General features: G+C 57.2%; 35 protein-coding genes. 33 read left to right on the top strand and 2 right to left on the bottom strand.

Annotation, left to right across the window (positions count from 1 at the left end; translation table 11 throughout):
- Nucleotides 1-125: 125 nt before the first annotated feature.
- Complete coding sequence (locus ONB25_05290; protein ID MDZ7392307.1) at nucleotides 126-707, bottom strand: nitroreductase family protein; 582 nt, start codon at nucleotides 705-707, stop codon at nucleotides 126-128.
- 372 nt (nucleotides 708-1,079) lie between these two features.
- Here ONB25_05290 and ONB25_05285 point away from each other — a divergent pair, with 372 nt between their 5' ends.
- From ONB25_05285 to ONB25_05235, 11 genes are all read left to right on the top strand, one after another.
- Nucleotides 1,080-1,418 carry a metalloregulator ArsR/SmtB family transcription factor gene (locus ONB25_05285; GenBank protein MDZ7392306.1) on the top strand — a complete coding sequence of 113 codons (339 nt, stop codon included), beginning with the start codon at nucleotides 1,080-1,082 and terminating at the stop codon, nucleotides 1,416-1,418.
- Between the two features lie 166 nt (nucleotides 1,419-1,584).
- On the top strand, nucleotides 1,585-2,043 hold the full coding sequence (locus tag ONB25_05280) for a rhodanese-like domain-containing protein (GenBank protein MDZ7392305.1): 459 nt from the start codon (nucleotides 1,585-1,587) through the stop codon (nucleotides 2,041-2,043).
- A gap of 2 nt (nucleotides 2,044-2,045) precedes the next feature.
- A complete protein-coding gene (locus ONB25_05275; protein ID MDZ7392304.1) occupies nucleotides 2,046-2,462 on the top strand; it encodes a DoxX family membrane protein in 417 nt (138 codons plus the stop codon).
- 55 nt (nucleotides 2,463-2,517) lie between these two features.
- Nucleotides 2,518-3,816 (top strand): permease, encoded by a 1,299-nt coding sequence (locus ONB25_05270; GenBank protein MDZ7392303.1) that lies wholly within the window; start codon nucleotides 2,518-2,520, stop codon nucleotides 3,814-3,816.
- Between the two features lie 119 nt (nucleotides 3,817-3,935).
- Nucleotides 3,936-4,289, top strand: a complete 354-nt coding sequence (locus ONB25_05265) for a hypothetical protein (GenBank protein MDZ7392302.1) — start codon at nucleotides 3,936-3,938, stop codon at nucleotides 4,287-4,289.
- A complete protein-coding gene (locus ONB25_05260) occupies nucleotides 4,286-4,573 on the top strand; it encodes a ferredoxin family protein (GenBank protein ID MDZ7392301.1) in 288 nt (95 codons plus the stop codon). The genes ONB25_05265 and ONB25_05260 overlap by 4 nt, the downstream gene beginning before the upstream one ends.
- 202 nt (nucleotides 4,574-4,775) lie before the next feature.
- Entirely contained in the window at nucleotides 4,776-5,540 is a 765-nt protein-coding gene (locus ONB25_05255) for an ABC transporter ATP-binding protein (protein ID MDZ7392300.1), read from the top strand.
- The gene (locus tag ONB25_05250; GenBank protein ID MDZ7392299.1) at nucleotides 5,533-6,483 is read left to right on the top strand and encodes a SufD family Fe-S cluster assembly protein; all 951 of its coding nucleotides are present in this window, start codon (nucleotides 5,533-5,535) and stop codon (nucleotides 6,481-6,483) included. Before ONB25_05255 ends, ONB25_05250 begins: the two co-directional genes overlap by 8 nt.
- Nucleotides 6,484-7,455: 972 nt before the next feature.
- Nucleotides 7,456-7,869: a hydrogenase nickel incorporation protein HypA gene (hypA, locus tag ONB25_05245; GenBank protein MDZ7392298.1), complete on the top strand. Its 414-nt coding sequence runs from the start codon at nucleotides 7,456-7,458 to the stop codon at nucleotides 7,867-7,869.
- A gap of 6 nt (nucleotides 7,870-7,875) precedes the next feature.
- A complete protein-coding gene (locus tag ONB25_05240) occupies nucleotides 7,876-8,625 on the top strand; it encodes a P-loop NTPase (protein MDZ7392297.1) in 750 nt (249 codons plus the stop codon).
- Nucleotides 8,618-8,803: a hypothetical protein gene (locus tag ONB25_05235; GenBank protein MDZ7392296.1), complete on the top strand. Its 186-nt coding sequence runs from the start codon at nucleotides 8,618-8,620 to the stop codon at nucleotides 8,801-8,803. The genes ONB25_05240 and ONB25_05235 overlap by 8 nt, the downstream gene beginning before the upstream one ends.
- Nucleotides 8,804-9,013: 210 nt before the next feature.
- On the opposite strand, the gene ONB25_05230 is transcribed toward ONB25_05235, so the two are convergent.
- Nucleotides 9,014-9,322, bottom strand: a complete 309-nt coding sequence (locus ONB25_05230) for a hypothetical protein (GenBank protein MDZ7392295.1) — start codon at nucleotides 9,320-9,322, stop codon at nucleotides 9,014-9,016.
- Nucleotides 9,323-10,349: 1,027 nt separating this feature from the next.
- On the opposite strand from ONB25_05230, the gene ONB25_05225 reads away from it, so the two are divergent.
- The 22 genes from ONB25_05225 to ONB25_05120 all read left to right on the top strand — a co-directional run bounded on the left by ONB25_05225 (nucleotide 10,350) and on the right by ONB25_05120 (nucleotide 24,923).
- On the top strand, nucleotides 10,350-10,766 hold the full coding sequence (locus ONB25_05225; GenBank protein MDZ7392294.1) for a putative zinc-binding protein: 417 nt from the start codon (nucleotides 10,350-10,352) through the stop codon (nucleotides 10,764-10,766).
- 92 nt (nucleotides 10,767-10,858) lie between these two features.
- Nucleotides 10,859-11,281 (top strand): NifB/NifX family molybdenum-iron cluster-binding protein, encoded by a 423-nt coding sequence (locus tag ONB25_05220; GenBank protein MDZ7392293.1) that lies wholly within the window; start codon nucleotides 10,859-10,861, stop codon nucleotides 11,279-11,281.
- A gap of 29 nt (nucleotides 11,282-11,310) precedes the next feature.
- Nucleotides 11,311-11,436 carry a hypothetical protein gene (locus ONB25_05215; protein MDZ7392292.1) on the top strand — a complete coding sequence of 42 codons (126 nt, stop codon included), beginning with the start codon at nucleotides 11,311-11,313 and terminating at the stop codon, nucleotides 11,434-11,436.
- A gap of 184 nt (nucleotides 11,437-11,620) precedes the next feature.
- Entirely contained in the window at nucleotides 11,621-11,824 is a 204-nt protein-coding gene (locus tag ONB25_05210) for a zinc ribbon domain-containing protein (protein MDZ7392291.1), read from the top strand.
- A 39-nt stretch (nucleotides 11,825-11,863) separates the two neighbouring features.
- On the top strand, nucleotides 11,864-12,658 hold the full coding sequence (locus ONB25_05205) for an NAD(P)-binding domain-containing protein (GenBank protein MDZ7392290.1): 795 nt from the start codon (nucleotides 11,864-11,866) through the stop codon (nucleotides 12,656-12,658).
- A 109-nt stretch (nucleotides 12,659-12,767) separates the two neighbouring features.
- Entirely contained in the window at nucleotides 12,768-13,373 is a 606-nt protein-coding gene (locus ONB25_05200; GenBank protein MDZ7392289.1) for an FmdE family protein, read from the top strand.
- 92 nt (nucleotides 13,374-13,465) lie between these two features.
- The gene (locus ONB25_05195; protein ID MDZ7392288.1) at nucleotides 13,466-14,224 is read left to right on the top strand and encodes a sulfite exporter TauE/SafE family protein; all 759 of its coding nucleotides are present in this window, start codon (nucleotides 13,466-13,468) and stop codon (nucleotides 14,222-14,224) included.
- A gap of 62 nt (nucleotides 14,225-14,286) precedes the next feature.
- On the top strand, nucleotides 14,287-14,664 hold the full coding sequence (locus tag ONB25_05190) for a hypothetical protein (GenBank protein MDZ7392287.1): 378 nt from the start codon (nucleotides 14,287-14,289) through the stop codon (nucleotides 14,662-14,664).
- 10 nt (nucleotides 14,665-14,674) lie between these two features.
- The gene (locus tag ONB25_05185; protein MDZ7392286.1) at nucleotides 14,675-15,394 is read left to right on the top strand and encodes an alginate export family protein; all 720 of its coding nucleotides are present in this window, start codon (nucleotides 14,675-14,677) and stop codon (nucleotides 15,392-15,394) included.
- Between the two features lie 302 nt (nucleotides 15,395-15,696).
- Nucleotides 15,697-15,822, top strand: coding sequence for a hypothetical protein (locus ONB25_05180; protein ID MDZ7392285.1), 126 nt, complete (start codon nucleotides 15,697-15,699; stop codon nucleotides 15,820-15,822).
- Nucleotides 15,819-16,607 (top strand): sulfite exporter TauE/SafE family protein, encoded by a 789-nt coding sequence (locus ONB25_05175; GenBank protein MDZ7392284.1) that lies wholly within the window; start codon nucleotides 15,819-15,821, stop codon nucleotides 16,605-16,607. Before ONB25_05180 ends, ONB25_05175 begins: the two co-directional genes overlap by 4 nt.
- Nucleotides 16,608-17,242: 635 nt before the next feature.
- Nucleotides 17,243-18,589: a magnesium transporter gene (mgtE, locus tag ONB25_05170; protein ID MDZ7392283.1), complete on the top strand. Its 1,347-nt coding sequence runs from the start codon at nucleotides 17,243-17,245 to the stop codon at nucleotides 18,587-18,589.
- An 84-nt stretch (nucleotides 18,590-18,673) separates the two neighbouring features.
- Nucleotides 18,674-19,672: a thioredoxin domain-containing protein gene (locus ONB25_05165; GenBank protein MDZ7392282.1), complete on the top strand. Its 999-nt coding sequence runs from the start codon at nucleotides 18,674-18,676 to the stop codon at nucleotides 19,670-19,672.
- On the top strand, nucleotides 19,673-20,374 hold the full coding sequence (locus tag ONB25_05160; protein MDZ7392281.1) for a cytochrome c biogenesis protein CcdA: 702 nt from the start codon (nucleotides 19,673-19,675) through the stop codon (nucleotides 20,372-20,374). It abuts the gene before it with no gap.
- An 11-nt stretch (nucleotides 20,375-20,385) separates the two neighbouring features.
- Complete coding sequence (locus ONB25_05155; GenBank protein ID MDZ7392280.1) at nucleotides 20,386-20,832, top strand: arsenate reductase ArsC; 447 nt, start codon at nucleotides 20,386-20,388, stop codon at nucleotides 20,830-20,832.
- A 63-nt stretch (nucleotides 20,833-20,895) separates the two neighbouring features.
- Complete coding sequence (gene arsB, locus ONB25_05150) at nucleotides 20,896-21,948, top strand: ACR3 family arsenite efflux transporter (GenBank protein MDZ7392279.1); 1,053 nt, start codon at nucleotides 20,896-20,898, stop codon at nucleotides 21,946-21,948.
- Nucleotides 21,949-22,010: 62 nt separating this feature from the next.
- The gene (locus ONB25_05145; GenBank protein MDZ7392278.1) at nucleotides 22,011-22,283 is read left to right on the top strand and encodes a thioredoxin family protein; all 273 of its coding nucleotides are present in this window, start codon (nucleotides 22,011-22,013) and stop codon (nucleotides 22,281-22,283) included.
- 33 nt (nucleotides 22,284-22,316) lie between these two features.
- The gene (locus ONB25_05140) at nucleotides 22,317-22,814 is read left to right on the top strand and encodes a thioredoxin family protein (protein ID MDZ7392277.1); all 498 of its coding nucleotides are present in this window, start codon (nucleotides 22,317-22,319) and stop codon (nucleotides 22,812-22,814) included.
- A 147-nt stretch (nucleotides 22,815-22,961) separates the two neighbouring features.
- On the top strand, nucleotides 22,962-23,501 hold the full coding sequence (locus ONB25_05135; GenBank protein MDZ7392276.1) for a sigma-70 family RNA polymerase sigma factor: 540 nt from the start codon (nucleotides 22,962-22,964) through the stop codon (nucleotides 23,499-23,501).
- Nucleotides 23,502-23,553: 52 nt separating this feature from the next.
- Nucleotides 23,554-24,033: a zf-HC2 domain-containing protein gene (locus tag ONB25_05130; protein MDZ7392275.1), complete on the top strand. Its 480-nt coding sequence runs from the start codon at nucleotides 23,554-23,556 to the stop codon at nucleotides 24,031-24,033.
- Complete coding sequence (locus tag ONB25_05125; protein ID MDZ7392274.1) at nucleotides 24,030-24,548, top strand: periplasmic heavy metal sensor; 519 nt, start codon at nucleotides 24,030-24,032, stop codon at nucleotides 24,546-24,548. The genes ONB25_05130 and ONB25_05125 overlap by 4 nt, the downstream gene beginning before the upstream one ends.
- A 3-nt stretch (nucleotides 24,549-24,551) precedes the next feature.
- The gene (locus ONB25_05120) at nucleotides 24,552-24,923 is read left to right on the top strand and encodes a hypothetical protein (protein ID MDZ7392273.1); all 372 of its coding nucleotides are present in this window, start codon (nucleotides 24,552-24,554) and stop codon (nucleotides 24,921-24,923) included.
- Nucleotides 24,924-25,222: the final 299 nt, after the last annotated feature.

Here is a 25,222-nt window from a genome sequence, read left to right as displayed (position 1 = left end):
ACCCCTCTGCGCACATCCTCCCGCGACAATGCTTTTCCTCGTTTTCCTTCTCCCAAGCCAACGCGGAACTCTTCAGCCCTCGTTGAGCTGGCCGAAGAATTGATTTTTTTGCGAGCGAGATCTCATCAGTACCTGTTGTGGTGCATGACGTCTTTGAGCAGTCGTTTAGGCACATGCAACACTCCGTTTTCGTCGCGCCAATACTTGACGGAATCTCGGAGTGGCTCCATCTGCGGACTTTCGGCTGGGTAGCCGAGCGCCAGGACCGAGTCGATCTCGCAATGCGGCGGGATGCTCAGCGCCTGCTGCACCTTTGGTCGGTCCACCGAACCAATCCAACAGGCGCCGATGCCCATTTCCAGCGCAGTGAGGATCATGCTCATGATGGCTGCGCCCGCGTCGTGCTCGCCCCCCTGGGCGCGGCGTTCCCGGTTGAGGAGAACCACCACGTATGCGGCGGGACGTTGTCCGAGTGGCGGTGGGCCTTGATCGGGAGGAAGGTAGCCCGCCCACTTGGTGCACGAGAAAAGAAATTCCACCAGCTCAGGGTCGTCCACCACAACGAACTCGCATGGCTGCAGGTTGGCGCCACTCGGGGCAAGTCGCGCAGCGTCCACGATGCGTTCCAACGCTGCAAAAGGCAATGCCTCCTGGCGAAATCGTCGAATCGTGCGGCGACGGCGAATGAGGTCGTAGACTTGCGACATCGATGTTTTCTCTGCAGGTCTCCTATGAAAAAAAACGAGGGTACGGAATCATGCCTTAAATTTAATGTTTTTTGGCGAAAAATCAAGCAAAAAGCCTGCTCGCATGAAGGTTAGCCTCCAAACTACCGATAGCGTCGCCTCCGCCCGCACCAAGCGTGCGGCCGATAGAGCCGCAAAGAACAGGTTGGCCGCAGTTGTCCATGGCGCGGCTTGGACCAAGGCGAGGTGGGGGATTCCTAGCAAAGATGTTACTGCGGGCAGAGGAGCGTTCATATTCGGCGGCAAGGTATTTCCACAGAAAAGCGTTTCTCCACCAGAAACCGCTTGACGCTGGGTCCGGTTTGTGGTATATTTATGAGTCCTGAATCATGAATGCATGAACTGGAGGGGCTCGAGGTGCAAACCATGTACGAATTAGAGGCGCGGCTGCTTGCATCGCTGGCGCATCCCAATCGACTCATAATTCTTGAGTACTTGCAAAAGGGGGAGAAGTGCGTCTGCGAGTTGCAAGCGGCGCTGAGGATTGAGCAGTCCAACCTCTCACGCCACCTCAAGGTGATGGCCCAGGAGGGCCTGATTGAGCTCCATCGGGTCGGTACGCGGTCTTACTACCGCATTGCGGAGCCGCGCGCGGCGGTCTTGCGGGCGACCGCTGCGGAAATCGTGCGCTCGCGCCTACAGCGCGTTGCCAACCTGGCTGAGGCACAGTAAGGCCAAGGTGACCTCTCCGAGCAGAGTCCACAGACGGGCAAAAGGAGGCGAGGTGAGAAGGGGCCTTTTTTCGCCACGATGCAGAGTTCAGGCCGTTGTGTTGCTCGTGACTGCCGCGGTGCTCGGCTTCTTGTGGAATGCACTGTGGCCGAAAGGAGTCAAGACTGTGCTGAGACGCCCAAGTCCGATGTCGGCCGCGCAGGGCGAGGATGTCGGCCTGGCTGAGATTACCATCGCCGCTCCGGGTGGTGCCGCCAAGCCTCCCGCCGGTTTCGCAGGATTGCGGTATGTGACCCTCGACCAGCTGGATTCCCTGCGCCTGGTGCCCGGTGCAGTGCTGGTGGATGCGCGGTCAGCTAAAAGCTACATGGCGGGACGCATACCTGGGGCAGTGAATCTGCCTGTAGATGAGCTACCTGAACGACAGGATGAGCTCGCGCAGATAAGCCGGGCTCCTCTGGTGCTCGTCTATTGTGATGACCCCCGCTGCGATGCGGCCGAGCGCCTTGCCGAGGAGTTGCTGGCTGGCGGCGCCCGCAGTGTGGCGATTTATCACGACGGCATCCGCGGGTGGATGGCTGCCGGAAGAGCAGTTACCCGCGACCACAGTTCTGGAGCACGGTGAGGATGAAGCGGGAGCTTTGGTACCACCTGGTCCGCATCGCACTCGGGGCAGTTTTCGTCTATGCCGCGGTGGGGAAGATCGCCGACCCGGCAGGCTTTCTCCGCGACGTCGATAACTATCGCCTGCTGCCATTCTTTGCTGCAGGGCTCACGGCCATCATCCTGCCTTGGTTGGAGCTACTCTGTGGCCTCGGGCTCATTCTGCGACGATGGGTGCAAGGGAGCGCGATGCTCATTGCGGCAATGTTGGTGCTCTTCATAGCTGGGCTCGTCTCGGCCCTGGTGCGTGGGCTGGATATCAGCTGCGGCTGCTTCGCCATTGGCAGCGAGGCAAGCAGAGTAAGCGTGATGCGGGTGCTCGAGGACTCGGTGATGCTTGCCGCTGCACTGTGGGTCTGGTGGAAGGAGGGGAGCAGCTGAACATGAGCTCAGAAGACAAGCCACTGTGTGAGTTGCCAAGGAGAGAGTGAAAAAGATGGACTGGAAGAAGGAGTGGCGAGCGTTACTGGGGATAGTCGCGGTGTTCCTCTTGTGTTTTTACCTGCCTGTCGGGACTCCTCGATTTGATGGCGCCGTGACTGAGGCTCTGCATCTGGTGCGGTGGTATGCGCGGGAACACGTGCTCATGTGTCTTATTCCGGCCTTCTTCATTGCCGGCGCCATAGCTGTCTTCGTGAGCAAAGAATCGGTGATGCGCTACCTGGGGCCGAAGGCAAACCGAGTGCTGGCCTACGGCGTGGCCTCTGTCTCCGGGAGCATCTTGGCAGTCTGTTCCTGCACGGTCTTGCCCCTGTTTGCGGGCATCTATCGCATGGGCGCAGGACTTGGTCCTGCCACGACCTTTCTTTACTCCGGTCCAGCCATCAACGTGCTCGCCATTGTGCTGACGGCACGCATTCTGGGGCTCCCGCTGGGAATAGCAAGGGCCTTTGGTGCGGTCCTCTTTAGCGTCGTGATCGGCCTGCTCATGCACCTCCTGTTCCGTAAGGAGGAGACAGCAAAGCAGGAAGCACAGATGCTTCTTCCCACTTCGGAACCCCGGCGCCCGCTCTGGCGGACGGCTGTATTCTTCGCCAGCATGGTGGTCATTCTGGTCTTTGCCAACTGGGGGAAGCCCACGCAGGCGGGTGGATTCTGGGCTGCCGTTTATGAGGTGAAGTGGTGGATCACCGGCTTTGCTGCGACGGCCTTAGGAGCGGTACTGGTGGCATGGTTTGACGTTGCCTGGCGCAAAGTTGCCGTGGCGGCCGCGGCCACCGTTTTGGCAAGCATCGTGTTTGGCCAGCACCCCATCGTCCCCTTCGGTGTGGGCGTCCTCGGGCTGTCGATCACTGCCAGCAGGGACCGGGGAGAGGCAGGAGAGTGGTTCGTCGCCACCTGGGGCTATGCCAAGCAGATTTTGCCGTTGCTCTTCTTCGGGGTCCTTGTTGCCGGAGCGCTTCTTGGTCGCCCAGGCCACGAGGGCCTGATTCCCTCGCGCTGGGTAGCAAGCTTGGTGGGTGGCAACTCCCTAGGGGCGAATTTTTTTGCTTCGGTGGTGGGTGCCTTCATGTATTTTGCTACCCTCACCGAGGTCCCTATACTCCAGGGACTCATCGGCAGTGGGATGGGACAGGGCCCGGCCCTAGCACTGCTCCTGGCGGGCCCGGCCCTCTCGCTACCAAGCATGTTAGTCATCCATAGCATCATGGGAACCAAAAGGACGTTGGCATTCATTCTCTTGGTTGTGGTGATGGCCGCACTCACAGGTTTGCTCTTTGGTACCGTAAGATAGGGAGAAGGTAAAGAAAGGCATGAAAAGGGCCGCTCTCCCCGGGCGCTGGCGTGTGCGCAGTGGCAGCCGGTCGCAAGGGGTGAATAGAGCCCACGGACGGGAGAAAGAGGAGGTAAGGTATGAAGAAGGCGGTGTTGATCTGCACGTGTAGCTTTGCCTGCCCGAGCATGAAGGACATCAGCTTTGGTGAACTCACTGAGCGCATCAGGCTGGAATTGCCTCAGGACTATGTAGTGCTCCACCCGCGCATCTGCGAGGCGAATGGTGAGAACCTCATGGAGGATCTGCTCAAGCCGGGTGTGAAGTACATCACCCTGGCCTGTAAGGAGGAGAAGCAGAGAAAGCTGCTGCGGGATGGCTTCCAAAGGGCAGGAGTGCCGATGGACGAAAACTGGCATCCCATCAGCATTTCTTTCAAGACGACCGAGCAGGTGTTGGCAGAATTGACAAAGGCCCTAGAGGAGGAGAAGTGAGCCAGAGGTACATGAACATCCCCCGGGAGGAGATCCCTTGGTATCCGACGGTGGATGCAGAGTTGTGCACCTCGTGCGGTAACTGTCTGGGTTTCTGCGCGAATGGGGTGTTTGCACAGGGTGAACAGGCGGTGGAGGTAGTGAGTCCCTACAACTGTGTGGTGGGCTGCGATGCCTGCGCCAAGGATTGCCCCTCTGGGGCCATTTCTTTCCCGAGCAAGGAGGAACTGGTGCAGAAGTTGCGCGAGCTGCGCCTGAAGTACGCCGAGAAGCAGGAGCGGTAATCGGGCGCGAGCCAGGATGGCAGAACCAGGAAGGGGGTCTTGTGTTTCGGGTTCGCGTCCGGCACTCGAGAAGCGAGCAAACCTCACTCTTTTTGTGGGGACTAGTTGCCTCTGGTGAGGCCACCCGGAGGGGGAAGCGTGAAGAACCACCGGGGCCAGTGCTGGGTTCACGCGGCCCCGGTGCCCAAGGAGGCAGGAGAGAATGCGTGCGGTCGGTGACCCAAGGGAGTCGTTGCGCATTTCCGACCTGAATCTCAGTCGCAACGGAGAGCGTATCCTGCGCGATCTGAATCTGGAGGTACGGCGTGGGGAGGTGCACAGCATCCTGGGAATGAACGGTACCGGCAAATCCACGCTGGCTTACACCATCATGGGACTGAGCGGCTACCAACCGCAGTCCGGGCGAATCGTCTTTGAGGGCCAGGACATCACGGCTATGCCGGTACAGGAGCGGGCGCGGCTAGGCATTACGCTGGCCTGGCAGGAGCCAGCACGCTTTGAGGGCCTGAGCGTGGAGGAGTATTTGCGAATAAGCAGCCGCAATGCGCAGAGGGCACTGCCGCCGGAGGAGTGTCTACGCATGGTAGGCCTGAGACCAGAACGCTACTTGCGGCGCATAGTGGACAATACGCTAAGCGGTGGTGAGCGCAAGAGAATTGAGTTGGCTTCGGTACTGGCTATGCAGCCCAAGCTGGTGATCCTGGATGAACCCGATTCAGGGATTGATGCTCTCTCCATCGACTACATTGTCGAGGACATTCGTGCCTTTGTGCGCCAGGGCAGCTCCGTACTCCTCATCACCCATCACGAAGACGTGGCGAGGATGGCGGACCGCGCATCATCGTTGTGCGGAGGCACCATTCTCAAAACTGGCCTGCCCGAGGAGGTGGCCCGATTCTTTCGCAACCACTGTCGGGAGTGCCCGCATGTGAACGAACCAGACCGAGAAGTGTACCGCTATGCGTGACCGCCGCAGGGAATTTGAGCTTTTGGCCGAGGCATATGAGCAAAGCGGAGGCCAGCTTGAGGCACTGAAAGACGCCCGAATCGCCAGTCTGGTCGTGAGCCTGAACAAGATCCTGGGCAAGAACGAGATTTCCGGACTGACCATCGAAGGTGAAGAGACGACAACCGGCGTTCGGGCTCAAATCACCGTTGCGCAAGGCACGGTGATTGAACATCCCGTGCACCTCTGCTTCGGGGTCCTCCCTAAGGAGGGGGTGCAGGAGATCGTGGCCGAGTTTGTGATGGAAGACCGGGCAAAGGCGACTTTTCTCGCCCACTGCTCCTTTCCCAATGCCGAGAGGGTCAGACACATCATGCAGGGCACGGTGCAGGTGGGGAAAGGCGCTTCCATGACCTACAACGAGACGCACTATCACGGCACCCAAGGCGGGGTGGTGGTCCTGCCCCTCATGCGCGTGAATGTGAAGGAGCGGGGAGAGTTCCGTAGTGAATTTAGGCTGGCTCAGGGGGCCGTTGGGCAGTTGCACATCGACTACGAGGTACGACTCGCTGACTATGGCCTTTGTGAGCTCTATGCGAAGGTCTATGGCAAGGGTGACGACCGCATCCGTGTGAAGGAGTCCATTTACTTGGACGGAGCGCATGCCCGGGGCTTGGCCAAAAGCCGCATCGTTGTGGCTGACCGCGCGGAGAGCGAGGTGGTAGGTGAGATTGTGGGCAACGCGCCCTTCTCGCGGGGGCATGTGGACTGCGTGGAGATCATTCAAAGTACAGGAGCGCGCGCCAGTGCGGTACCCATGCTGCGGGTGGTAGACGAGACGGCGAAACTAACCCACGAAGCCGCCATCGGGAGCGTGGACAAAAAACAGGTGGAGACCCTGATGGCCCGGGGGCTGACGGAAAGCGAGGCGGTGGAAGTCGTTGTGCAAGGCTTGTTGCGGTAGTGGCGTATATCGCCGCAGAGGGACCGTGGGAGTGCGAAGGACAGCTCGCGGCAGGACGGAACCTTGTGAAACTGGGGAGGCCTTGCCCGAACTTCGAGGTCGCGGGAGAACTCCAAATCACGGTGTAGGGAGGGCCCACCAGTGTCCGTGGAAAGGCGCAGTGAGATGGAAAAGGATGGCCATGACCACCGCAGAAGAAGTTTCGGAGGTGAAAAAGGTCTATCCCCTAATGACTGCCTGGCAGGACATCCATTAGTGCAGCTGCGAGCTCTGTCACACTCTTATCCAATTTGGCTACGCGCTGTACTCGATTAATCCCAAGCACCAGCTCATCGACGGCCGGCCATGTCTTGCTTCGCTGGGCGATTTGCCTGAAAGGCCTGAGGTGGCGATCTGCCCGGCGGCCCCCGCAATTCGGAAAGGGCAGCGGAGGAGACCGCGGCCCGGGGGTGGATCTGGTATGGATACCCCCGGGGTCTTCATCGGTGGAAATGATACAGGACGCGCGTACTCTTCTGGGGTCAAACGTGCTTCGTCGTGGGTGTCCGGTGGGGACCATCTGTCGCAGGAGGCACAGCGGCTGGGCGGACGGCTCGAGGGCTGGTTATCCTCCGCTAAGCCAGGGCGTTGGCACAACCAGTCCCTGGGAGGAACGCAGCGCCGGACGGCGGGGGCGAAGCTCCTAGGGCCCTACCGATCGATCCGACGAGGGAAGGCCGGGGCGCGTGGCCGTGTGGCGCCGTTGCGGGTGTCTCGTGTTGGCCAACGACCTCTTGGGGTTGCACCGTGCCACCGCAAGGACGCCCAGTTTGGGCACGGGTCCGCTAGCCCACGAGCAGAACTCAGCAAGGGGACCAGATAGTCGTGCTACTGTGCGCCGAGAGAGGGATTTGTCTTCTGGCGTGGGGCGTCGGTTTGAGCAGGGCCGGCGTGCAAACGCTCCCAGAAGCTCGCCGTAGTGAGGAGTAAAACATGCATGAATGGGCTTTGGCAGAAGGGGTTGTGGCAACCGCCATCAAGGTTGCTCAGAGAGAAGGGCTGAGGGAGATCACCGAGATCAGGGTCAAAATCGGGGAACTGCAGCAGACGGACATGGAAATCTTCGAGTTCGCGTTGAAGGAGATCGTCCGTCCGCAAACCGCCTTGCTGAAACGGGCCAAGTTTGTCTTTGAGCACGAACCGGCGATGCTCAAGTGCCGGGTGTGCGCCGCTGAGTGGCCTTTCAAGCAGTCGCTCCAGGAGTTGGATGAGGGAGAATCGGAATCTATTCACTTCTTGCCGGAAACCGCCCACGTGTACGTGAGATGCCCAAGCTGCCACAGCCCGGACTTTGAAGTCACAAAAGGGCGCGGCGTGTGGCTTGAATCGATCACCGGGGAGAGGTAGCGTGCTATGGACCCGAGACTCGGCATCATCGAAGAGAGGCTGAAGGACGTCAAGAGGGTCATTGCGGTGGCTGGTGGGAAGGGCGGGATCGGCAAGAGCTCCGTTGCAGCCACTTTCGCCCTTATGCTCGCCCGGGCCGGCCATCGTGTGGGCCTTTTGGACCTGGACATCTGCGGGCCATCCTCCCACGTGATCTTAGGGATAAGTGGCGTTGCCCCCATGGAGGATAAGGGGATTGTTCCTCCGCTTGTGCACGGTATCAGGTTCATGTCCATCATCTATTACGCCGGGGACAACCCCTCACCCATGCGGGGTGAGGATATTTCGAATCTCATCATAGAACTACTCACCATTACCCGGTGGGGCCCGTTGGATTTCCTGATCATCGATATGCCGCCCGGCATCGGCGACCCCACGCTCGATATCATTCGGTTCATGAAAGGGGTAGAGTTCTTGATCATAACCACACCCTCGAAGGTCGCGTTGGAAACGGTAAAGAAACTCGTGAAGATGCTGATAGAACTGGGCAGCCCCATCATCGGTGTCGTGGAAAATATGAAGACTGATGCGCTGCCAGCCGCGCAGGGGTCCATAGAAGCCCTCCACGTGCCGTTTCTGGGCACGATAGCGTTCGATGAGGAACTGGAGCAGGCGGTGGGGGACGTGGATAGACTTGCGAAGGGCCGGTTCGCGGCCGACCTGCGGGGGGCTTTGGCGAGCGTCATTACAGCAGGAGGAGGTGGTCAACTTGTGTAGGCATTATGGGCCTCGCGTCCATGGCCCTTACCCAATCACTGGATGTTGCTGCGGGCCCTGGGGCTGGTTTCGGCCCAGCAAAGAGGAACGGTTGGAGTGGCTCAAGTCGTACAAGGAGGATTTGGAAAAAGAACTGGCCGAAGTTGAAAAGGAGATGGAGCGGATCAAGAAGCAGTGAACGTGCAACCGGTGACCGAGAAGCTGGTTATAGGTCTTGCCAGCAAAGACGGGGTTCAGGGCAAGCCCCCCTGTGACAAAGTGACAACGAAACGATCGGCCTCGGCAAACGGCGCGGACACTTATGGTTCCCTCTCCGTGTTACCTCTTCACTTCCTGTTCTTGTCCACTTTCGGGGAGTGACAGAGAGCCTACCCCCTAAGGTGGGCGACTAACCAATTGGAGGTCCGAGATGAAAGGCAAACCAGCATTCGTGATGTGCAACGGTACGGGCTAGTGCCCGGGATTTGCAAAAGTAGACTTCTGGGGCCTGCTGCACTATATCCGGCACGAGCTGGATGTGGCGTGCGCTGTCATCCATGCGCAATTGTGCGTCGATGATGGGGAGCGCTTCTTCGACGAGCTGCTGGAAGAGGGTGGAACCTACACCACTGGCGCCGGTGACCCCAGGACGTAAAAGAAAGTGTTCCGCGAGTCCTTCTCGAAAAATGAGATTGATCTGGACCGCCAGGTGGTGCATCTGGACCTGCGCAATATGGCCACCGACGAGGCCATGGCTAACCTCGAGGAGGCGGTGGAGAAGGTACGGGAGCAAGAGCCAAGTTCACTGTTCCAAAAGCCTAAGAGAGCTATGACCTACACGAGCTCATTTGGTTCGACCAACCTGAGTGTCTTGAGACTAGAGGGTAATAGGGTCACTTCCGCAAATTCCTCGTGAGAAAGTAGCCGAGTATCCCACTATTGATACGGAAAGGTGCGTTGGGGATCAGGAGTGTCTGGAATTCTGTAAGAACGACGTGCTTGAATGGGAAGAACAAAACGGCCCGCCTCATGATTGTCTGGTGGGCTGCAGTGCCTGTGCCCAGATTTCACCAGCAAATGCCGTCAGCTTTTCCACAATGCACGAACTAAGATAGGTGATAAGAAAGTTGCCGGAAAAGTTGATCGTCCAAGCAGGGGGTGGTCTTCTGAATGAGAAGGCGGCAACCGGTACCCAGGATGTTTCTGTTGGGACAAAGAGGGAATGATCCAAGAACTGGTTTTCCTCGCGTCCTGGGCAAACCGATCGAGTGAGGTGAGACCATGCAAGAGAGGTATAGAACGCTTGCTGAGAGGCGAAAACACCCTGAGGACTGTTCAAGGATACCTGGATCGGGGCGGGGGAAGGCTTGAATTTTTCACTGGCGGCGAATAGGGCCTCTGTACAGAGGGCATTGCCCAGGAATATGTCTCTCAAGATACGGCTCTGGGTCCGCCCTGCTTCGGAGACCGAAAACAGCATCGGCACAGGAAGATGAAGTGACGGGAGCCTCCCCCTATGGCCCATATGACGAGATTCTGGCGGGAATGAAAGAAACTGGAGAGGCCGCGGCGTATCCAACGCCTTTCGATCTCGGGTTTCGGCAGATATCGGATTACACGCTCACCACCTGGACTGGAGAAGATCGAAGAAACCACCTGATTGGGGGCTAGAAGTTTTGTGATTTGAAGCAGGGGCACTTGTCTTTTCAATAGGTGCCTAAAAGAAAAAGGCAAGGAGGTCTAAAATGACAAAAACAGAGACCAAGGAAGCACCTATCAGGTTGCTACCTCTCTGTGCCAAAGAAGCCGAGAACCTGGACATCATTCTGGCCTGTGACGGAGCAGCCAGTGTGGGGCAGGTAGGACACGCAGTAGCCGTTGAGTTGACTAACTCGAAGGAAGCGGCTCGTATGTGCTGCATCACGGCCGTTGCCGCGGAGTCCAAGGCCCATGTGGATGTTGCCAGGCGGGCCAGGAAGCTCATCGTCATCAATGGCTGTGCCAATCGTTGCGCCAGCAAGGTACTGGAGAGGCTGAACATCCCCTACACTTATGAGACGGTGATTGCCAAAGAAGGGGTGGAGAAAGTACCCACCCTCGACTTTGACATGGAAGATGTGCAACGCATTTCCGAGAAAATCGCCAAGGAGGCGCTCGGATAATGACCTCTGGCAAACAAGGCAATCCCCAGTGCCGTTAAAGAACAGCGCTGAGGGTAAGGCCTGTGTCCAGCCTGTTCCAAAGGAGAAAGAAAATGAAGGAGAACAGAATGAAGGTCGCAGCTGTCTCTGAAGATGGTGTGACCATCAGCCAGCACTTTGGCCGTGCGCCGTTCTACGTGGTTGTTACCGTGGAGAAGGGCCAGATCGTGGGCCGGGAGATACGCGACAAGATGGGTCATGCCCAATTTGCCAGCAAGCCACATACGGAAAGGGCCCATGGGACCGACCCGGGCGGCCACGGCTTTGCCCCTGCGGCGCAAGATCGCCATACCCGTATGGCAGCGGCCATTGGTGACTGCGAGGTGCTCCTGGCTCGGGGCATGGGGGCCGGGGCCTATGAGAGCATGCGCCAGGCCGGCATCCGCCCGCTGGTGACTGACATCTCGAACATTGACGAGGCCGTCCACGCATACCTGGCAGGCCGGCTCGTGGATCACACAGAACGATTACATTGACATCGCCGCTCTGGAGCAAAGAGGGGGTAGTGGCGAATCTGACCAAGCAAGGGCCCTTCAGCAGTCTGGCGTTCACCAGTGATGAAGTCAACCGGGTGGTGGATGCTATCATCGCTGCTGTGGGACAAGTGCTCGGCTCCAGCGAAGCCTCGTGAGGAGGCAAAAACAAGCTATGTGGCCGGCTGGGATTGAACCAGGCGAAAGGCGTGCTGAGGGAGCGCTTTGGCGTTAACTTAAGCGAGCATTGCCATAGGGGTACAATGTTTATAGCCTTGGATTTCCTAATATTCTGAAACTCCGTATGTTTTAATTTTAGTATAGAAACATGGAGGATATGATATGCCAACCTATGAATTCAAATGTCTCGATTGTGGGCATCAGTTTGAGATCTTTACCTCGATCAGTCAGAAGGAAAAAGGCTTGGAGCTAAAGTGCTCGAAATGCGGCAGCGAGAAGGTGGGTGAGATTTTCGGTAGCCTCATCTTCGTGCACAAGAGCGGGGAGGTCGTGCCTACCGGCGGAAGCTGCTGCTCACGGCGATAACAGTTGACTGAACATGAAAGCTAAAACGAGGAGAAGCGTATGAGAATGGAGACAATTGTTGGTTTCATTGGCGGTGGACGGGTGACCCGGCTGCTGCTGGAGGCTCTGCGGCGAGCCGATGGCCTGCCAAAGCAAGTCGTGGTCTATGATCCGGAAGCGAAGAATCTCGAAAGACTATCGACTATCGTTGGCGATGGCCTGGTCAAAGCCGACACAAATCGGGCCGTAGCGGAGGCGGCCAATTGGGTGTTTCTGGCCGTGCATCCGCCAATCGCGGCTGAGGTGTGCGGTCAGATCAAATCCGAGCTGAAAAAAGATGCGATTCTCATCTCGTTGATTCCGACGATCAGGCTCCACCATCTATCTGGGATGCTCAACGGTTTCAACCGCATCGTGCGCATGATCCCCAATGCACCCTCCGTGATCGGCAGGGGTTACAATCCGGTCGTTTATTCAGATGCCCTCACGACGGGTGACCGTTCGTCCCTCGTTAGCCTGTTCCGACATTGGGGCGAGTCGCCCGAGGTGCCCGAAGAGCATCTGGAAGCCTACGCCATCATCACCGGCATGGGTCCAACCTATTTCTGGTTCCAGTGGCTGGAACTTGAGCGGCTGGGGTCGGACTTTGGCATACCAAAGACCCATTTACGGCCGGCTCTGACTGCCATGATCACTGGTGCGATGGAGTTGCTATCCCGATCAGATCTGCCTGCCGAAGAGGTGCTGGATTTGATTCCCGTCCACCCGCTGAAAAACGATGAAGAGACCATCCGGCAGATTTTCCAGAACAGGTTGGGCAGTCTGTATCAGAAGCTGAAGACAGCAACACGGTGACATCCCGTAAGACTGAACGGATTGACGTGACAAGAGGAAATCTTGATTATGTCCCTGCTGGTGGGACGGCTGGCACTCGTGAATTGTTTCTAATGAAAGGAGATGAAAGATGAACTCAAAAAAGAACTATCCTCCCGACTGGGCGTTCGAGTTTCACGGCCATCGTTGTCCGTTTATGCCCATTGGCTATCGCATGGGAAAACTGGCTTTAAAGCATCTGGGCATTGAGCCGGAGAAAGATCATGGATTCTTTGTCTTTCCCGAGTTGGGCGAAGGCCATCCGCAGACCTGTATGATGGACGGCATTCAAGCCGCCACTAGTGCTACGTATGGCAAAGTACTCATGGAGAAGACCTACTGGGGTAAGCTGGCTGCCACCTTCTATCATCCTAAAAAGGGTGCGGTGCGCTATTCACTTAAAGCGGACTTTGTCGATGCCATGGGCAAATTCGAGTTCTTTGCCTACCGCAAACGCGGCGTGGAACCATCGCTCATTCCGTCGAATGTCACCGAAGAGGTCATTGAGTGGCTGTACAACCAGTCGGATGATGATATGTTCAAGGTGGAGTCCAAACCGGATTTCAAGTTTACTCCGCCCAAGGGCTCGTTCAACAAAGCCAAATGCAGCCTGTGCGGGGAGTACGTTTTTGAGCGCTATTTGCGCACCAAAGACGGACAGCCAGTCTGTATTCCCTGTTCTGGGTATGGCAAATAACAGGGACAAATGAAAGCCTGTCGCAATCCGCTACCTCGACTTTAGCCGGTGATTGCTTCAGGCTTTCGAAATGGCAAATGAAACGACAATAAATGGGAACCTATGCTATCGCTGCTTTTGTGACCTTTCTTTTTACCACCGTCTTAACCATCGCAGGCGTGGGTGCGGCATTTATTTTGATCCCTATCTTTTTAGCGTTGGGCATCCCCTTATTGACCGCTATGTCCACCGCGCTGTTATTGAATTCCATTGCCATGATCTTTGCCTCGATCAGTTTTGCCCGCGATCGGCTGATCGTGTTCAAGACCGCGCTGCCTATTTTAGTTGTGGCAACAATACTCTCGCCGCTGGGCGCACGGACGGCTGAACATTTACCCCGCGAAGTGTTGCTGTGGCTATTTGTGGGCTTCTTGCTGTTCGCCGGTTCGATGATGCTTTTCTACAAGGCGAAGGAAAAACAGGTCGAGGTCGATACCAAAAAACTGGTAGGTTATGGTGTGGGCGTCGGCTCGTTTGCCGGATACCTGGGCGGGCTTTTAGGCGTGGGCGGCGGCAACTTTATCGTTCCCGTGCTGGTTTGGCTGGGATTCAATCCCAAAAAGGCGTCGGCGACCACCGCCTTTATCGTGATCTTTTCATCGCTGGCAGGATTTTTAGGCCATGCCACCACCGGAAATATTCATATCTGGCTGTTATCACTGTGCGCGGTGGGATCGGTTTCCGGAGCGCTATTGGGTGCCTATTTGATGAGAAAAAAATTGAGTCGTCAACAGGTGAAAACCGCCATCGGCATCATTCTTTATTTCATTGCGCTGAAGATGATCTGGGATTTGCTAAAGCCGTTGCCTTAAACAGTGCTGAATGAATCAGATATAATTTGACAATATTGGGGATTGAATGAGTGATGAAAATTATGCGAAGCATTATTTTTTATGTCGTGTCGGCTATCCTGGCGATTGGTTTTGACCAGTCAATGGCAAACGCTAAGGAAATCAACTGGCTTAGCTGGAACATTGGTAGGGCCAGCCTGGCTGTGAGCGGCACCTATCGTATTCGAGGAGAATGGCAGGACGAATTTCATGTCAAAAATTTCGGTACGGGTGAAACCGAAGATTTTCTACTCTGCCGCCTGCGTCTGGAAACGGATGTTCGATTCAGTCAGCAAGCGAGGTTGCATCTTCAATTGCAGGATGCGCGCGCCTTCGGATTATCGTTCTCGGATCAGGATTTTGCCGCCGGCAACAATCCTTTTCATTCACGATCCGCTGGACATCAATCAGGCATATTTTGAATGTCAGCCTATGAAACCGTTGCAGCTCAAAATCGGTCGGCAGGCCATTTCGTTCCGTGATCGCCGGGTCTTTGGTCCCGACGATTGGGGGAATACGGGATGTTATACCTGGGATGCTGCCATCATCAAGTTGACCAATCATTGGCTCGAAAGCCACTGGATTGCCGGGCGATTTATCCTGCACGATCCCGATCGATGGCCCAATAGATGGGCGGAAGGTCCAACGGCTTTCGCCAGCTACAATTCATTCAGCCATCTGCCCTTTCTGCTGGACGTCTTTTATGTTTTCAAACAGGATGATCGTGGCATGACATCGGGCGAAAAAGGAACCGGAAACCTCACTTCTCACAGCATTGGCTTCTGGCTCAACGGCAAATGGCAAGCGTGGGAATATGGCGTCACCGCGGTTGCGCAGTTAGGAAAGTGGGGTGCCGATGATATTCAGGCTTACGGCTCGGTCGGTTCGCTCGCCTATCAGTGGCAAATCCGCTGGCAGACGCTGCTGAAAGTTCAGGGCATTATTGGATCAGGAGATCGGAATCCCACTGATGGGATTCATGGAACTTTCGATGGCGTGTTCGGCGGCGCCGGTACCGATCTCTACGGCTGGATGAATATGTTCTTCTGGCAGAACTTGCGGGAGTACCGGCTCGATCTTAAACTGACGCCAGCTAAGTCGGTCGGGTTTAAAAGGCGAGTATCATTATTTTGCATTAGACCAAGCCAGTGACGCCTGGTATTTTCCGGGCAAAGCGGTCCGTCGGGACAAGAGTGGCGCTTCGGGGCGCGAGCTGGGACAGGAGATCGATGTGACTGCCAGAATAGAAGTGTCAAAATATCTGGAACTGCTGGTCGGTTCATCTTTGTTTTGTGCCGGGCAAGTTTGTCCAACATACTGGAAAAAGTCCTCAGGCCAGTTGGTATTTTTTAGAAATGAATTTCTATTTCTAAAACATACTTTTCAGAGTCACAAAATAATGACGGAGAAATGAAAAAACAAAATAGACCATCAGTTATTTCAAGGAGGAGGGCATGAAAGAAACAACCAATTTATGGAAAACCTACGGCCCGGTTCTGGCGCTGAAACTCATCATTGTGATTATTTTGGTTTGGTCGATATCTGCGAATGTCATGAGGGGTACGAATCTACCGCAATGACCATCAGCCATTCTATATGGCTCATCGTCATCGGTATGTTGGCAGGTTTAGTGGGTGGTTTGATCGGCACCGGCGGCTGTAGCGTCATGCTGCCAGCCATTCATTTTTGGTTAGGGTATCCAGCACCCATTGCCGTTGGCACCACGCTTTTTGCGCTGGTTTTCACGGCCATATCCGGGGGTTATGGCCATCTCATTCGGAAGAATCTCGATGTGAGAGCCAGAGTCTGGGTTGGCATTTCCGGTATCGCTGGTGTCATCATCGGTTCCTATCTGTTTGAATTGCTCACGACGCACGTTGCCTTGTTGGGATTGATTCTGGGGCTAGCATTTGTCTGGCCGGCCGTCCGCATGATCTGGGAAGGACTGCTGCAGGCCAGGAAGCCGCAGGCAACGGGCGACAGAATCCCCGGGCCCACTTGGGGCTGGGCAATCATGGGCGTGCTTGTGGGTGTCCTGACCGGTGTGGTTGGGTTGGGCGGCGGTTATGCCCTGGGTCCGGGATTCATCTATTTGTTCGGCGCACCGGTATATATCACCATGGGCACATCGCTGGCGACGATGATCCCACTGACAGTAGTGGGCGGGGGCATTAAGCTGGCGCAGGGGTCTGTGGCGTTGGGTGCAGGGCTAATTCTCGCCGCAGGAACGGTAGTCGGAGCCCAAATCGGCGCCGCCACTATTAAGAGGTTCAGGCCCACGACCTTGAAGTTGATCTTTGGCTTCTACTTTCTCTATGTCTCACTCAAGTTTATTGCCAGGTTTTTCGGCATAAGAATCTGGTAGTTGAGCCCCGAGAGGGATAGGGGGCCCCTGTGTTCCAGCTTGCTGGACGGGAGATTCCCGAGCGCGTGGCCACAGCCGTGAGGGCCGGTTGTTGTAGCGGGTTTCCCTGGCGTTCCCACCGCGCTTCTCCATAACCTCGAGAACGACGCAGACTATTGACTATCGGTGCCTCCGGAGTCGGGCACGGCAATCTGAGGCCGGCACGGTCTGCAAGAGGGCCCAGTCTACCTGGACAGAAAGAGCGCAGGAGGGCGAAGTGGCTACAAGACGGCTCAGGCGCGTTTTCGTCTGCGGATGGTCAGTGCACATGCCATTTACCCCTTGCATGTATGGGGAAATGTTTTATATTTGAGAAAGCTGATTGCGGAGACTTCCTGGGGCAGCTCATTCCTTTTCATCGTCTCTGCTGTCAGCAGCGAGCCCCTGGCCGGTCTTCACGCCGCAGCAAAGCGATGTTGCCCAGGAGGAGAGCCGTGACCTTCGTGGCTTCTTCTCAGTTCCGAGCTCTCAAAGTCCTTCGACGTGGGGGTGACGCGCAGCCGGAGCCAAGGGGAAGAAATGTGCCCCCGCACGCAGAGCGGATGGCCGGATGCCTACGCCGGCAGATGCACCCAGGATGCCATACGAGGTGGCCTATGCTGAAAGAACTGCTGTTGCCGGAGATTAAGGAGCTCATAGACGCCAAAGACTGGCGGACGCTCAAACAGGCCATCGTCGACTGGCCCACACCGGATATTGCCGACCTTTTGGAAAGCCTCCACGAGGCGGATCGAATTCTCCTGTTCCGTTTGCTGCCTCGGCAGCAGGCAGCCGAGGTCTTTGCCTATTTCGAACCTGACAAGCAACACCAACTTCTCCAGAGGCTCACCAATGAGCAGGTGAAGGCTCTCCTGGAGGAAGTCCCTCCGGATGACCGGACCGAGCTCTTTGAGGAACTGCCGGGGAAGGTCACGCAGCAGCTCATTAACTTGCTCTCGCCGGAGGAGAGGCGGGAGGCGCTGCAGCTACTGGGATACCCGGAAGAGAGCGTTGGCCGACTGATGACGCCGGACTATGTGGCTATCTGCTCGCATTGGACGATCGAGCAGGCGATTGCACACATCCGCCGCCACGGCAAGGACGCCGAAACCATCAACGTCATCTACGTCGTGGACGACGATGACCACCTTGTCGATGACCTCCCCATCCGTCGCGTCATCCTTGCCGACCCGCAGGAGAAGGTCGAGTCCATCATGGACCACAAGTATGTGGCCATTGAGGCCAATGCGGACCAGGAGGAGGCTATCCGGTTGATCCAGCACTACGACTTGAGCGCGCTCCCCGTGGTGGACAAGGAAAACGTCCTCTTAGGCATCGTGACGGTCGACGATGTGCTCGATGTGTTGCAGGAGGAGGTCACCGAGGACGTGCACAAGGGGGCAAGCATCACGCCGTTGGAGTCCACCTACGAGGCGGCTTCTTTCTGGAGCCTTTATCGTAAGCGAGTGGGCTGGCTTTCGCTGTTGGCGGTGGCTGGGTTCCTTTCCTCGAGCGTGATTGCCCTTTACGAGGAGACGCTGGCCAAGATCGTGGCACTGGCCTTTTTCATCCCCGTGCTGATCGACAGCGGTGGCAACACCGGTTCCCAGTCGGCTACACTCATCATCCGTGCGTTGGCGCTCGGGGAGCTGACGCCGAAACGGTGGTTTCAGGTGGTGCGCAAAGAGCTGCTCGTGGGGCTTCTTTTGGGAGCGACCTTAGGGATCATTCTTTTCGTGTGGGGCGAATTCTGGAAAGGCGGCCCGCAAGTGGGCGTGGTCGTGGGCCTCTCCATGGTCTGCATCATCTTCATTTCCAACTTGCTCGGAAGCTTGCTTCCCATCGTGATGACCAAGATCCGCCTGGACCCAGCCGTGGTCAGTAGTCCGCTTATCACCACCTTAATTGATGCGCTTGGCTTGTTTATCTACTTCACTGTCGCAAAGCTGGTACTCAAGTTCTAGGAGTTCGAAAGTCTGTTGTGGTGGCGCGCTTGAGGATGCGGCGTGCTCAACGCTTCTCGATACCGACAAACGAAAGGCAAAGGAATGAATCGTACGGCGAGAATCGCGGTGATTGCGGTGTTGGTGCTGGCGGCGGCCGCTGTATTGGTGCTCCGGGGCAGAGGCGGCAAAGGCGCCCGTCAAGGGGTCCCGGTGGCGGAACTGGTTAGCCAAAGGCAGAATGAGCAAGCGGCTCAGGGAGAAGCGAAGGAAATCTCTACCGAGGAGGCCTCAGGAGAGTCCGTCCCTGTGCAGACGCCTCCTCCGCTTCCCAAAGGCACGGTAGCCACGGTTAACGGTAGGGCAATCAGTGAAGACTACCTGCGGACGACCTTCGAGAGTCTGCCAGCTCAGTACAAGCAGGAATTCCAGGGCGACATGGAGGCGTTCTTGGATCAACTGATTGTCCGGGACCTGCTTTTGCACGAGGCCAAGAGACGCGGGCTCGGGGTTGTGGACTCTTCCGGTGGCGAAAACCAGGACGGCACCATCCAGGCGCTAATCAATGCTCTGGGCAGCGCGGTGCAGGTGTCCGATCAAGAGGCGCGCCGCTTTTACGCCGAACATGCAGAGGAGGTTCAAGGCGCCACCTTCGAGCAGGTGGAAAAGAGCATCCGCGACTACTTGGGACAGCAGAAATTTGTGGCCAGCGTCTCTTCCCTCATCGACAGCTTGCGCAGTGCGGCGAAGATCGTGAAGAGCGAGGAGTGGCTGGCTGCGCAGCGAGCGGCGCTCCCGCCGGATCCGCTGGAGCCGGCGCTGCGCAGTGGGAAGCCCACAGTGCTCGACTTGGGGTCAGACACCTGTGTGCCCTGCAAGATGATGAAGCCGATTCTCGCGGAACTGGAAAAAGAGTACCATGGCAAGGCGAACATCTTGGTCCTGGACGTGTACCAGCATCGGCGTTTGGCGCGCGAATACCAGGTGCGCGTGATCCCCACGCAGGTATTCTTTGACCGTCAGGGCGAGGCCTACTGGCGTCACGAAGGGTTCATGTCCAAAGAGGAAATTGTCAGCAAGCTGCGCGAGTTAGGAGTGGAGTAGATGCGGGCGGTTCTGGAGTGGCTTTCGGGGGCGATGGCTGGTTCACCGGCATTGGCCATCGCCGGTGCCCTGCTGTGGGGCGTGCTGAGCATCCTGGTCAGTCCATGCCACTTGGCCAGCATTCCGCTGGTAGTAGGTTTCATTGGTGGTCAGGGGCAGATTTCCACCAGGAGGGCATGTGTGCTAGCTACCCTTTTCGCGGTAGGCATCTTAACCACTATCGCCCTAGTGGGGCTTATCACTGGCCTGGCTGGCCGCCTCCTAGGCGACGTGGGCCCGGTCGGGAACTATGTGGTCGCAGTGATCTTCTTTGTCATCGGGCTGTATCTGGTGGGAGTGATCGAGCTTCCTTGGCTCAGTGGGGGTGCCCACTCACATGTGCGAAGGGGAGGCACCTGGGCCGCTTTGGCCATCGGCCTCGTCTTTGGGCTGGCTCTCGGTCCGTGCACCTTCGCCTTTATGGCCCCCATGCTTGGCCTGGTCTTTCGTGTGGCCTCCTCCAACCTCCCATATGCCGTATCCCTGGTCTTGGCCTATGCCTTGGGACACTGTTTTCTGATTGTTGTGGCTGGGACATTCAGTGGGGCCGTGCAGAACTACCTGCAGTGGAATGAGCGCTCGCGCGCCGCCGTGATGGTGCGGCGCGCCTGTGGAGTGCTGGTCATTGCGGGTGGGCTGTACCTGCTGTGGAGTGCCGCGTGAAGCGAGGGCCTATGGGCAGAAAGCTGAAGGTGCTTTTCTTGTGCACAGGAAACTCCTGTCGTAGTCAGATGGCCGAAGGGTGGACCCGCCATCTGAAAGGTGATAGCATCGAGGTGTGGTCTGCAGGAACCGCGCCACGCGGTCTGGACCCCCGTGCGGTGGCGGTAATGGCCGAGGCAGGAGTGGACATTTCTCATCAGCGTTCAAAGCACTTGGCTGAAGTGATGGACATCCCTTTCGACTATGTGATAACCGTGTGTGACCATGCCCGACAGACGTGTCCGGTCTTTCCTGGCCCGGTGAAGAAGCTCCATGTGGGTTTTCCAGACCCGCCAGAGCTGGCACGTGAGGCCCGGAGCGAGCAGGAGGCGCTGGAGATCTATCGCCGGGTGAGGGATGACATCCGTGCGTTCGTCGAGACGCTACCCGAGGCGGTGCAGAATCGATCTCCAGGCTGAAATCCTTTTTTCGAGTCCATGCTATTGTGGGATAGGGCCGGAATGCAAAGTGGAGGAGACACGATGGTTGAGAACGCGAGCAAGCGGCTGTCGCCATTGGAGCGATACCTGACTTTGTGGATTTTGTTGGCAATGGCTTTCGGCATAGGAATCGGTTACTTCGCCCCCGGGGTGACGCGCGTGACTGCCAGCCTGCAGGTCGGTGCCACCTCGGTCCCCATCGCCGTGGGGCTCATATTGATGATGTACCCGCCATTGGCTAAGGTAAAGTATGAGGAAATGGGGCGTGTGTTCCGAAACAAACGATTGCTCGTGCTCTCTCTGCTGCAAAACTGGGTGATCGGCCCCCTGGTGATGTTTCTGCTGGCAATCCTTTTGCTCCGGGATAAGCCGGACTACATGGTGGGGGTGATCCTCGTGGGGTTGGCACGCTGCATCGCCATGGTTATTGTCTGGAACGAACTGGCGGCGGGGGACAGAGAATTGGCGGTTGGATTGGTGGCTTTCAATGCGGTGTTTCAGGTGCTGTTCTATGCCGTGTACATCTATCTGTTCGTCACCTTGGCTCTGAATTGGCTGGGGCTTGTGAAAGGGCTCGAGGCGCGGATCTCCATTCTGGAGGCTGCCAAGACGGTCTTCATCTATCTGGGGATCCCCTTTCTCGCAGGGCTAATCACTCGCTACAGCCTGCTTCGGGCCAAGGGGCGGGATTGGTATGAGAACGTGTTTACTCCGAAGATAAGTCCCCTCACCCTGGCGGCGCTGCTGTTCACCATCGTGGTTATGTTCTCACTGAAGGGTGAGTACATTATCCGGCTTCCTCTGGATGTGGTGCGCGTGGCGATTCCTCTGGTGGTCTACTTTTTCTTCATGTGGTTTGTGACCTTTTTCCTTGCTCGTCGCCTGCGGGCCGATTATGGACAGGTCACGGCGGTCTCGTTCACGGCGGCAAGCAACGATTTTGAACTGGCTATTGCGGTAGCCGTGGCTATATTTGGCATCCAATCAGGTCAAGCTTTTGCTACCGTTATCGGCCCTCTGCTAGAGGTGCCGATTCTGATTGGTTTAGTTAACGTGGCATTGCGTTTGAGAAGGAGATTCGTCCCGCGGGCATAGTCCGCGGAGGCCCTTGTTCCCGCGCGCGATGAGGCGTTCACGAACGAGAGAAGGTAGAAACGATGGGCGACACTACACGTTCTTTGCTGATCCAAGTGGCCGGTCCCGGTTGCCCGAGGTGCGAGACGCTTGAGCAGCACGTCCGCCAGGCATGCGCTGAGTTGGGCCTACCAGCAGAAATTGTCCATCTGAGAGACTTAAGGGAATACGGCAAACTAGGTGTGGTCTTCACTCCCGCCCTCATTGTGGAGGGCAAAGTGGTAGCAAGTGGCAAGGTGCTCTCGGTGGAGGAGGTAAAACAACTGCTGAGCACGGTTGCGACGTCGCAGGATTGATCGAGGCTGCGTAGCTCATTGGGGGTCGCGGAGATGGATGGCGTTACTACCGTGACGATTGGGGGCCAGGCGGTTGGGCTGATAGGGGTCGAGGAAGCGATCGCCGCAGCTAAGGCACGCCAGTTCACCGATGATGAAGAGGTAAAGCGCTTCCTCCTGGCGGCTATCAAGGCTGAGAACTATGTGCCGCCGCAGCGCGAGGCGGACTACGCCCAGGCCCTTTTCCGGCTCTATCAGAAGGCCCTCGGGGTGGCCGTTGCCGAGGAGGAGAGCAAGGGCCTGGTCATTCGCGTGCTGGGTCCTGGCTGTGCCCTTTGCGAGCGGATGACTGCGGACATCTTAGCAATTCTGGCAGAACTGGGAATTGCCGCCGATTTTCAGCACGTGCGCGACCTAAAGGAGATCGCGCGCTTTGGGCCCATCCCTACACCGGCGCTGGTCATCAACGGCCAGGTAATGGCCGCAGGAAGAGCCCCTTCTCGCCTGCAGTTGAAGGCAATGATCCAGCAGGTGACAGGCAAAAGCGGGTGAGCGGCCTCCCCGTCAGCACGGAAATATGCCCCCTGCTTACTCCGGCCTCCTCATTCTCTCAGCGTATGTTTTCACCTGCCCGGGTGTCTAATATTCTCGTGAGAGTCCCATCTGGTGCTGGGTTTGAGGGCAGTGAAGGACGACTTGATGCAGAGGATCGCAGGGGGCGAGGTGGAAGCGTGTGCGCAGCTCTACCAGCAGCACGCGCAGGGTGTGCTCAACCTTTGTTTTCGCCTCGTCAGGGACCGTAATGATGCCTATGACCTCACGCAGGAGGTCTTTGTGCGGGCCTTTACCCACGCAGGTTCATTCCGCCATGACGCCCGCCCTCTTACTTGGCTCTATCGCATTGCCACCAACCTGTGTTTGAACCACCTGAGGCGCAAGAAACATCGGGACGGCAACGCCTTGTCCCAGGAGGCGGATGCAGAGGCAGTAGTTGCCGATGCCCGCGAACGCCCGGACGTGGAACTTGAACGAAACGAAACCAGGGCCCTGGTGTGGCAGGCCCTTGAACGCCTCCCTCCCCCGCAGCGAGCGGTGTTGGTGTTGCAGAAGTACGAGGAGCTTTCTTGTGAGGAGATTGCCACGGTGATGAACTGTTCGGTGGGTGCGGTGCAGGCGCGACTCCATAGGGCGAAGGAGAATCTGGCCAAGATTCTTATTCCGCTCTTGAGGGAGAAATGAGCGTACGTTATCGCGGGGTGGCGTGTCTAATGAGATAGATGAGGTCAGTAACATGCGGTGTGTGACTGCCCAAAAGTGGTTTCTCCTGTTTATTGACGGTGAGCTTCCGGAGCGCAGGGCGCGCAGGGTTGCAAGCCATCTGGCGAAGTGCAGCATTTGTGCGCGGCAGGCGGAGCTCATTAGGGAGGCCTGGCAGCTGGCCGTGCTACCCCCCGTTTTGCAACCCTCAGCAAGGCTATGGTGGCACATCAGAGCCAAGACCCTTGCTGCCGCGCCACGTCGGCCCACCGCCTCGGCACAACCCCGCTGGGCTGCGGCGTTGTCCACTGCTGGTGTGGTAGTTCTGGGCATTGCGGCAGCAATTCTGCTGAGCAGAGTGGGATTTGCCCCTGTTGACCGTAGCGGCAGCAGGCCCGAATTTAGGCTGGAGGCCCCGAGCTACCGTTTGGTATTCGAACCTCTTACCCCGGGGTCACTGCCGCGCCTCTACGCCGAGCTGGCGGACATTGGGGCTACAGGAGGGGGACGATGAAACAGAGAGCGCTCTTTCTTACGCTGCTTTTCTCGGTTACGGTCAACGTTGTGTTGCTGGCCACGATGAGCGCAAGGGTGCTGGTAGCTTCAAGGGATGAGGCGCGGAAGGCTCGACCCCTCTGCGAAGGGTTGACCTTATCCCCTCGGCAGGCGCAGGCCATTGATAGTACGCGTCGCTGTTTTGCGGTCGAAGCGGGTGGAGTATGCTTGGCGCTTTATCGCGAGAAGCAATCGTTAGTGGAACTGCTTGGCGCGAACCCTCCGGACAGTGTGACCATCGCTTCCTGCTTGCATCGGATTGATTCGTTGCAGTCTGTGCTGCAGCGGAGGGCAGTAAGGGCCATTTTGCGGGAACGGGAAGTAATGACGCCCGAGCAGGCTGCTGCCTACCTTGCCATGATCCGCCAGAGACTGGCGGAAGAGGCCCCGTGCCGGCATCTTGAGTGTGCGGATTCGGATACATGCTTGGACAATGATCTGCAAGGTACTAACTGCCTAAACCAGAGGAGGTAACGGATGCGAAGGAATGTCTTTGTTGCGGGCCTAGTCCTCGCCGTGGCGTGCTTTCTGTTTGGCTTCACCGCCGTCGAGCACACCACGCAGGCACAATCTGCTCAGTCTGCACAGCAGGTGACTGGCGACTGCCAGCAGAAGCACGCGAAGGACGACTGCAAGAAAGATCAGGGGGCGACCTGTGCTGGCAAGTGCCAGGAACAGTGCCAGGAGAAATGCAAAGCTGACTCTACCAAGACATGCAGCGAGAAGTGCAAGAACTCCTGCGACGAGAAACACGCCAGCGGACAGTGCCAGGGACACGAGTCTGGTCCTTGCAAGGACAAAGAGGGGCATTGCAAAAAAGCTCAGCCCAAGAAAAGCGAACAGAAGTAGCTGTGGACAGAACGTTGCCGCAGATGGGGAAGCCGGCTATGGCTTCCCCTTTGTATTTTCTGTTCCATCTGGCTGAAGGCGGTCAGCTGCAGGTGCAATGTGCGCGGTCGCGGATTCTCGCGGGCCGCAGATAGCGACAAATACATGCGGACGAGCTTTCCGGGCACCCCTCGCAGGGAATCCGTTCGTCCCTCACGAGCGGGCCATGGTGAACGCAGATGAATAGCGGTCGGCTCAGCGAAAAGTGCACATCCTGCCCACTGACTCTGGGAAGTCGTTCTTCCCGGTAGGGTCGACCT

It is taken from the genome of candidate division KSB1 bacterium (genome assembly GCA_034506335.1).
Classification (GTDB): Bacteria; Zhuqueibacterota; Zhuqueibacteria; order JANLFK01; family Oleimicrobiaceae; genus Oleimicrobium.
Note: the sequence above shows the minus strand (reverse complement) of the source record. Positions and strands in the feature narration are given on the sequence as shown.

Excerpts from the sequence above, each read along its gene's own strand:
- ONB25_05290 (MDZ7392307.1), bottom strand. The coding sequence starts at position 707 with ATGTCGCAAGTCTACGACCTCATTCGCCGTCGCCGCACGATTCGACGA.
- ONB25_05285 (MDZ7392306.1), top strand. The coding sequence starts at position 1,080 with ATGCATGAACTGGAGGGGCTCGAGGTGCAAACCATGTACGAATTAGAG.
- ONB25_05275 (MDZ7392304.1), top strand. The coding sequence starts at position 2,046 with ATGAAGCGGGAGCTTTGGTACCACCTGGTCCGCATCGCACTCGGGGCA.
- ONB25_05270 (MDZ7392303.1), top strand. The coding sequence starts at position 2,518 with ATGGACTGGAAGAAGGAGTGGCGAGCGTTACTGGGGATAGTCGCGGTG.
- ONB25_05265 (MDZ7392302.1), top strand. The coding sequence starts at position 3,936 with ATGAAGAAGGCGGTGTTGATCTGCACGTGTAGCTTTGCCTGCCCGAGC.
- ONB25_05255 (MDZ7392300.1), top strand. The coding sequence starts at position 4,776 with ATGCGTGCGGTCGGTGACCCAAGGGAGTCGTTGCGCATTTCCGACCTG.
- ONB25_05250 (MDZ7392299.1), top strand. The coding sequence starts at position 5,533 with ATGCGTGACCGCCGCAGGGAATTTGAGCTTTTGGCCGAGGCATATGAG.
- hypA (MDZ7392298.1), top strand. The coding sequence starts at position 7,456 with ATGCATGAATGGGCTTTGGCAGAAGGGGTTGTGGCAACCGCCATCAAG.
- ONB25_05240 (MDZ7392297.1), top strand. The coding sequence starts at position 7,876 with ATGGACCCGAGACTCGGCATCATCGAAGAGAGGCTGAAGGACGTCAAG.
- ONB25_05230 (MDZ7392295.1), bottom strand. The coding sequence starts at position 9,322 with ATGCACCACCTGGCGGTCCAGATCAATCTCATTTTTCGAGAAGGACTC.
- ONB25_05225 (MDZ7392294.1), top strand. The coding sequence starts at position 10,350 with ATGACAAAAACAGAGACCAAGGAAGCACCTATCAGGTTGCTACCTCTC.
- ONB25_05220 (MDZ7392293.1), top strand. The coding sequence starts at position 10,859 with ATGAAGGAGAACAGAATGAAGGTCGCAGCTGTCTCTGAAGATGGTGTG.
- ONB25_05210 (MDZ7392291.1), top strand. The coding sequence starts at position 11,621 with ATGCCAACCTATGAATTCAAATGTCTCGATTGTGGGCATCAGTTTGAG.
- ONB25_05205 (MDZ7392290.1), top strand. The coding sequence starts at position 11,864 with ATGAGAATGGAGACAATTGTTGGTTTCATTGGCGGTGGACGGGTGACC.
- ONB25_05200 (MDZ7392289.1), top strand. The coding sequence starts at position 12,768 with ATGAACTCAAAAAAGAACTATCCTCCCGACTGGGCGTTCGAGTTTCAC.
- ONB25_05195 (MDZ7392288.1), top strand. The coding sequence starts at position 13,466 with ATGGGAACCTATGCTATCGCTGCTTTTGTGACCTTTCTTTTTACCACC.
- ONB25_05190 (MDZ7392287.1), top strand. The coding sequence starts at position 14,287 with ATGCGAAGCATTATTTTTTATGTCGTGTCGGCTATCCTGGCGATTGGT.
- ONB25_05185 (MDZ7392286.1), top strand. The coding sequence starts at position 14,675 with ATGAAACCGTTGCAGCTCAAAATCGGTCGGCAGGCCATTTCGTTCCGT.
- ONB25_05180 (MDZ7392285.1), top strand. The coding sequence starts at position 15,697 with ATGAAAGAAACAACCAATTTATGGAAAACCTACGGCCCGGTTCTGGCG.
- ONB25_05175 (MDZ7392284.1), top strand. The coding sequence starts at position 15,819 with ATGACCATCAGCCATTCTATATGGCTCATCGTCATCGGTATGTTGGCA.
- mgtE (MDZ7392283.1), top strand. The coding sequence starts at position 17,243 with ATGCTGAAAGAACTGCTGTTGCCGGAGATTAAGGAGCTCATAGACGCC.
- ONB25_05165 (MDZ7392282.1), top strand. The coding sequence starts at position 18,674 with ATGAATCGTACGGCGAGAATCGCGGTGATTGCGGTGTTGGTGCTGGCG.
- ONB25_05160 (MDZ7392281.1), top strand. The coding sequence starts at position 19,673 with ATGCGGGCGGTTCTGGAGTGGCTTTCGGGGGCGATGGCTGGTTCACCG.
- ONB25_05155 (MDZ7392280.1), top strand. The coding sequence starts at position 20,386 with ATGGGCAGAAAGCTGAAGGTGCTTTTCTTGTGCACAGGAAACTCCTGT.
- arsB (MDZ7392279.1), top strand. The coding sequence starts at position 20,896 with ATGGTTGAGAACGCGAGCAAGCGGCTGTCGCCATTGGAGCGATACCTG.
- ONB25_05145 (MDZ7392278.1), top strand. The coding sequence starts at position 22,011 with ATGGGCGACACTACACGTTCTTTGCTGATCCAAGTGGCCGGTCCCGGT.
- ONB25_05140 (MDZ7392277.1), top strand. The coding sequence starts at position 22,317 with ATGGATGGCGTTACTACCGTGACGATTGGGGGCCAGGCGGTTGGGCTG.
- ONB25_05135 (MDZ7392276.1), top strand. The coding sequence starts at position 22,962 with ATGCAGAGGATCGCAGGGGGCGAGGTGGAAGCGTGTGCGCAGCTCTAC.
- ONB25_05130 (MDZ7392275.1), top strand. The coding sequence starts at position 23,554 with ATGCGGTGTGTGACTGCCCAAAAGTGGTTTCTCCTGTTTATTGACGGT.
- ONB25_05125 (MDZ7392274.1), top strand. The coding sequence starts at position 24,030 with ATGAAACAGAGAGCGCTCTTTCTTACGCTGCTTTTCTCGGTTACGGTC.
- ONB25_05120 (MDZ7392273.1), top strand. The coding sequence starts at position 24,552 with ATGCGAAGGAATGTCTTTGTTGCGGGCCTAGTCCTCGCCGTGGCGTGC.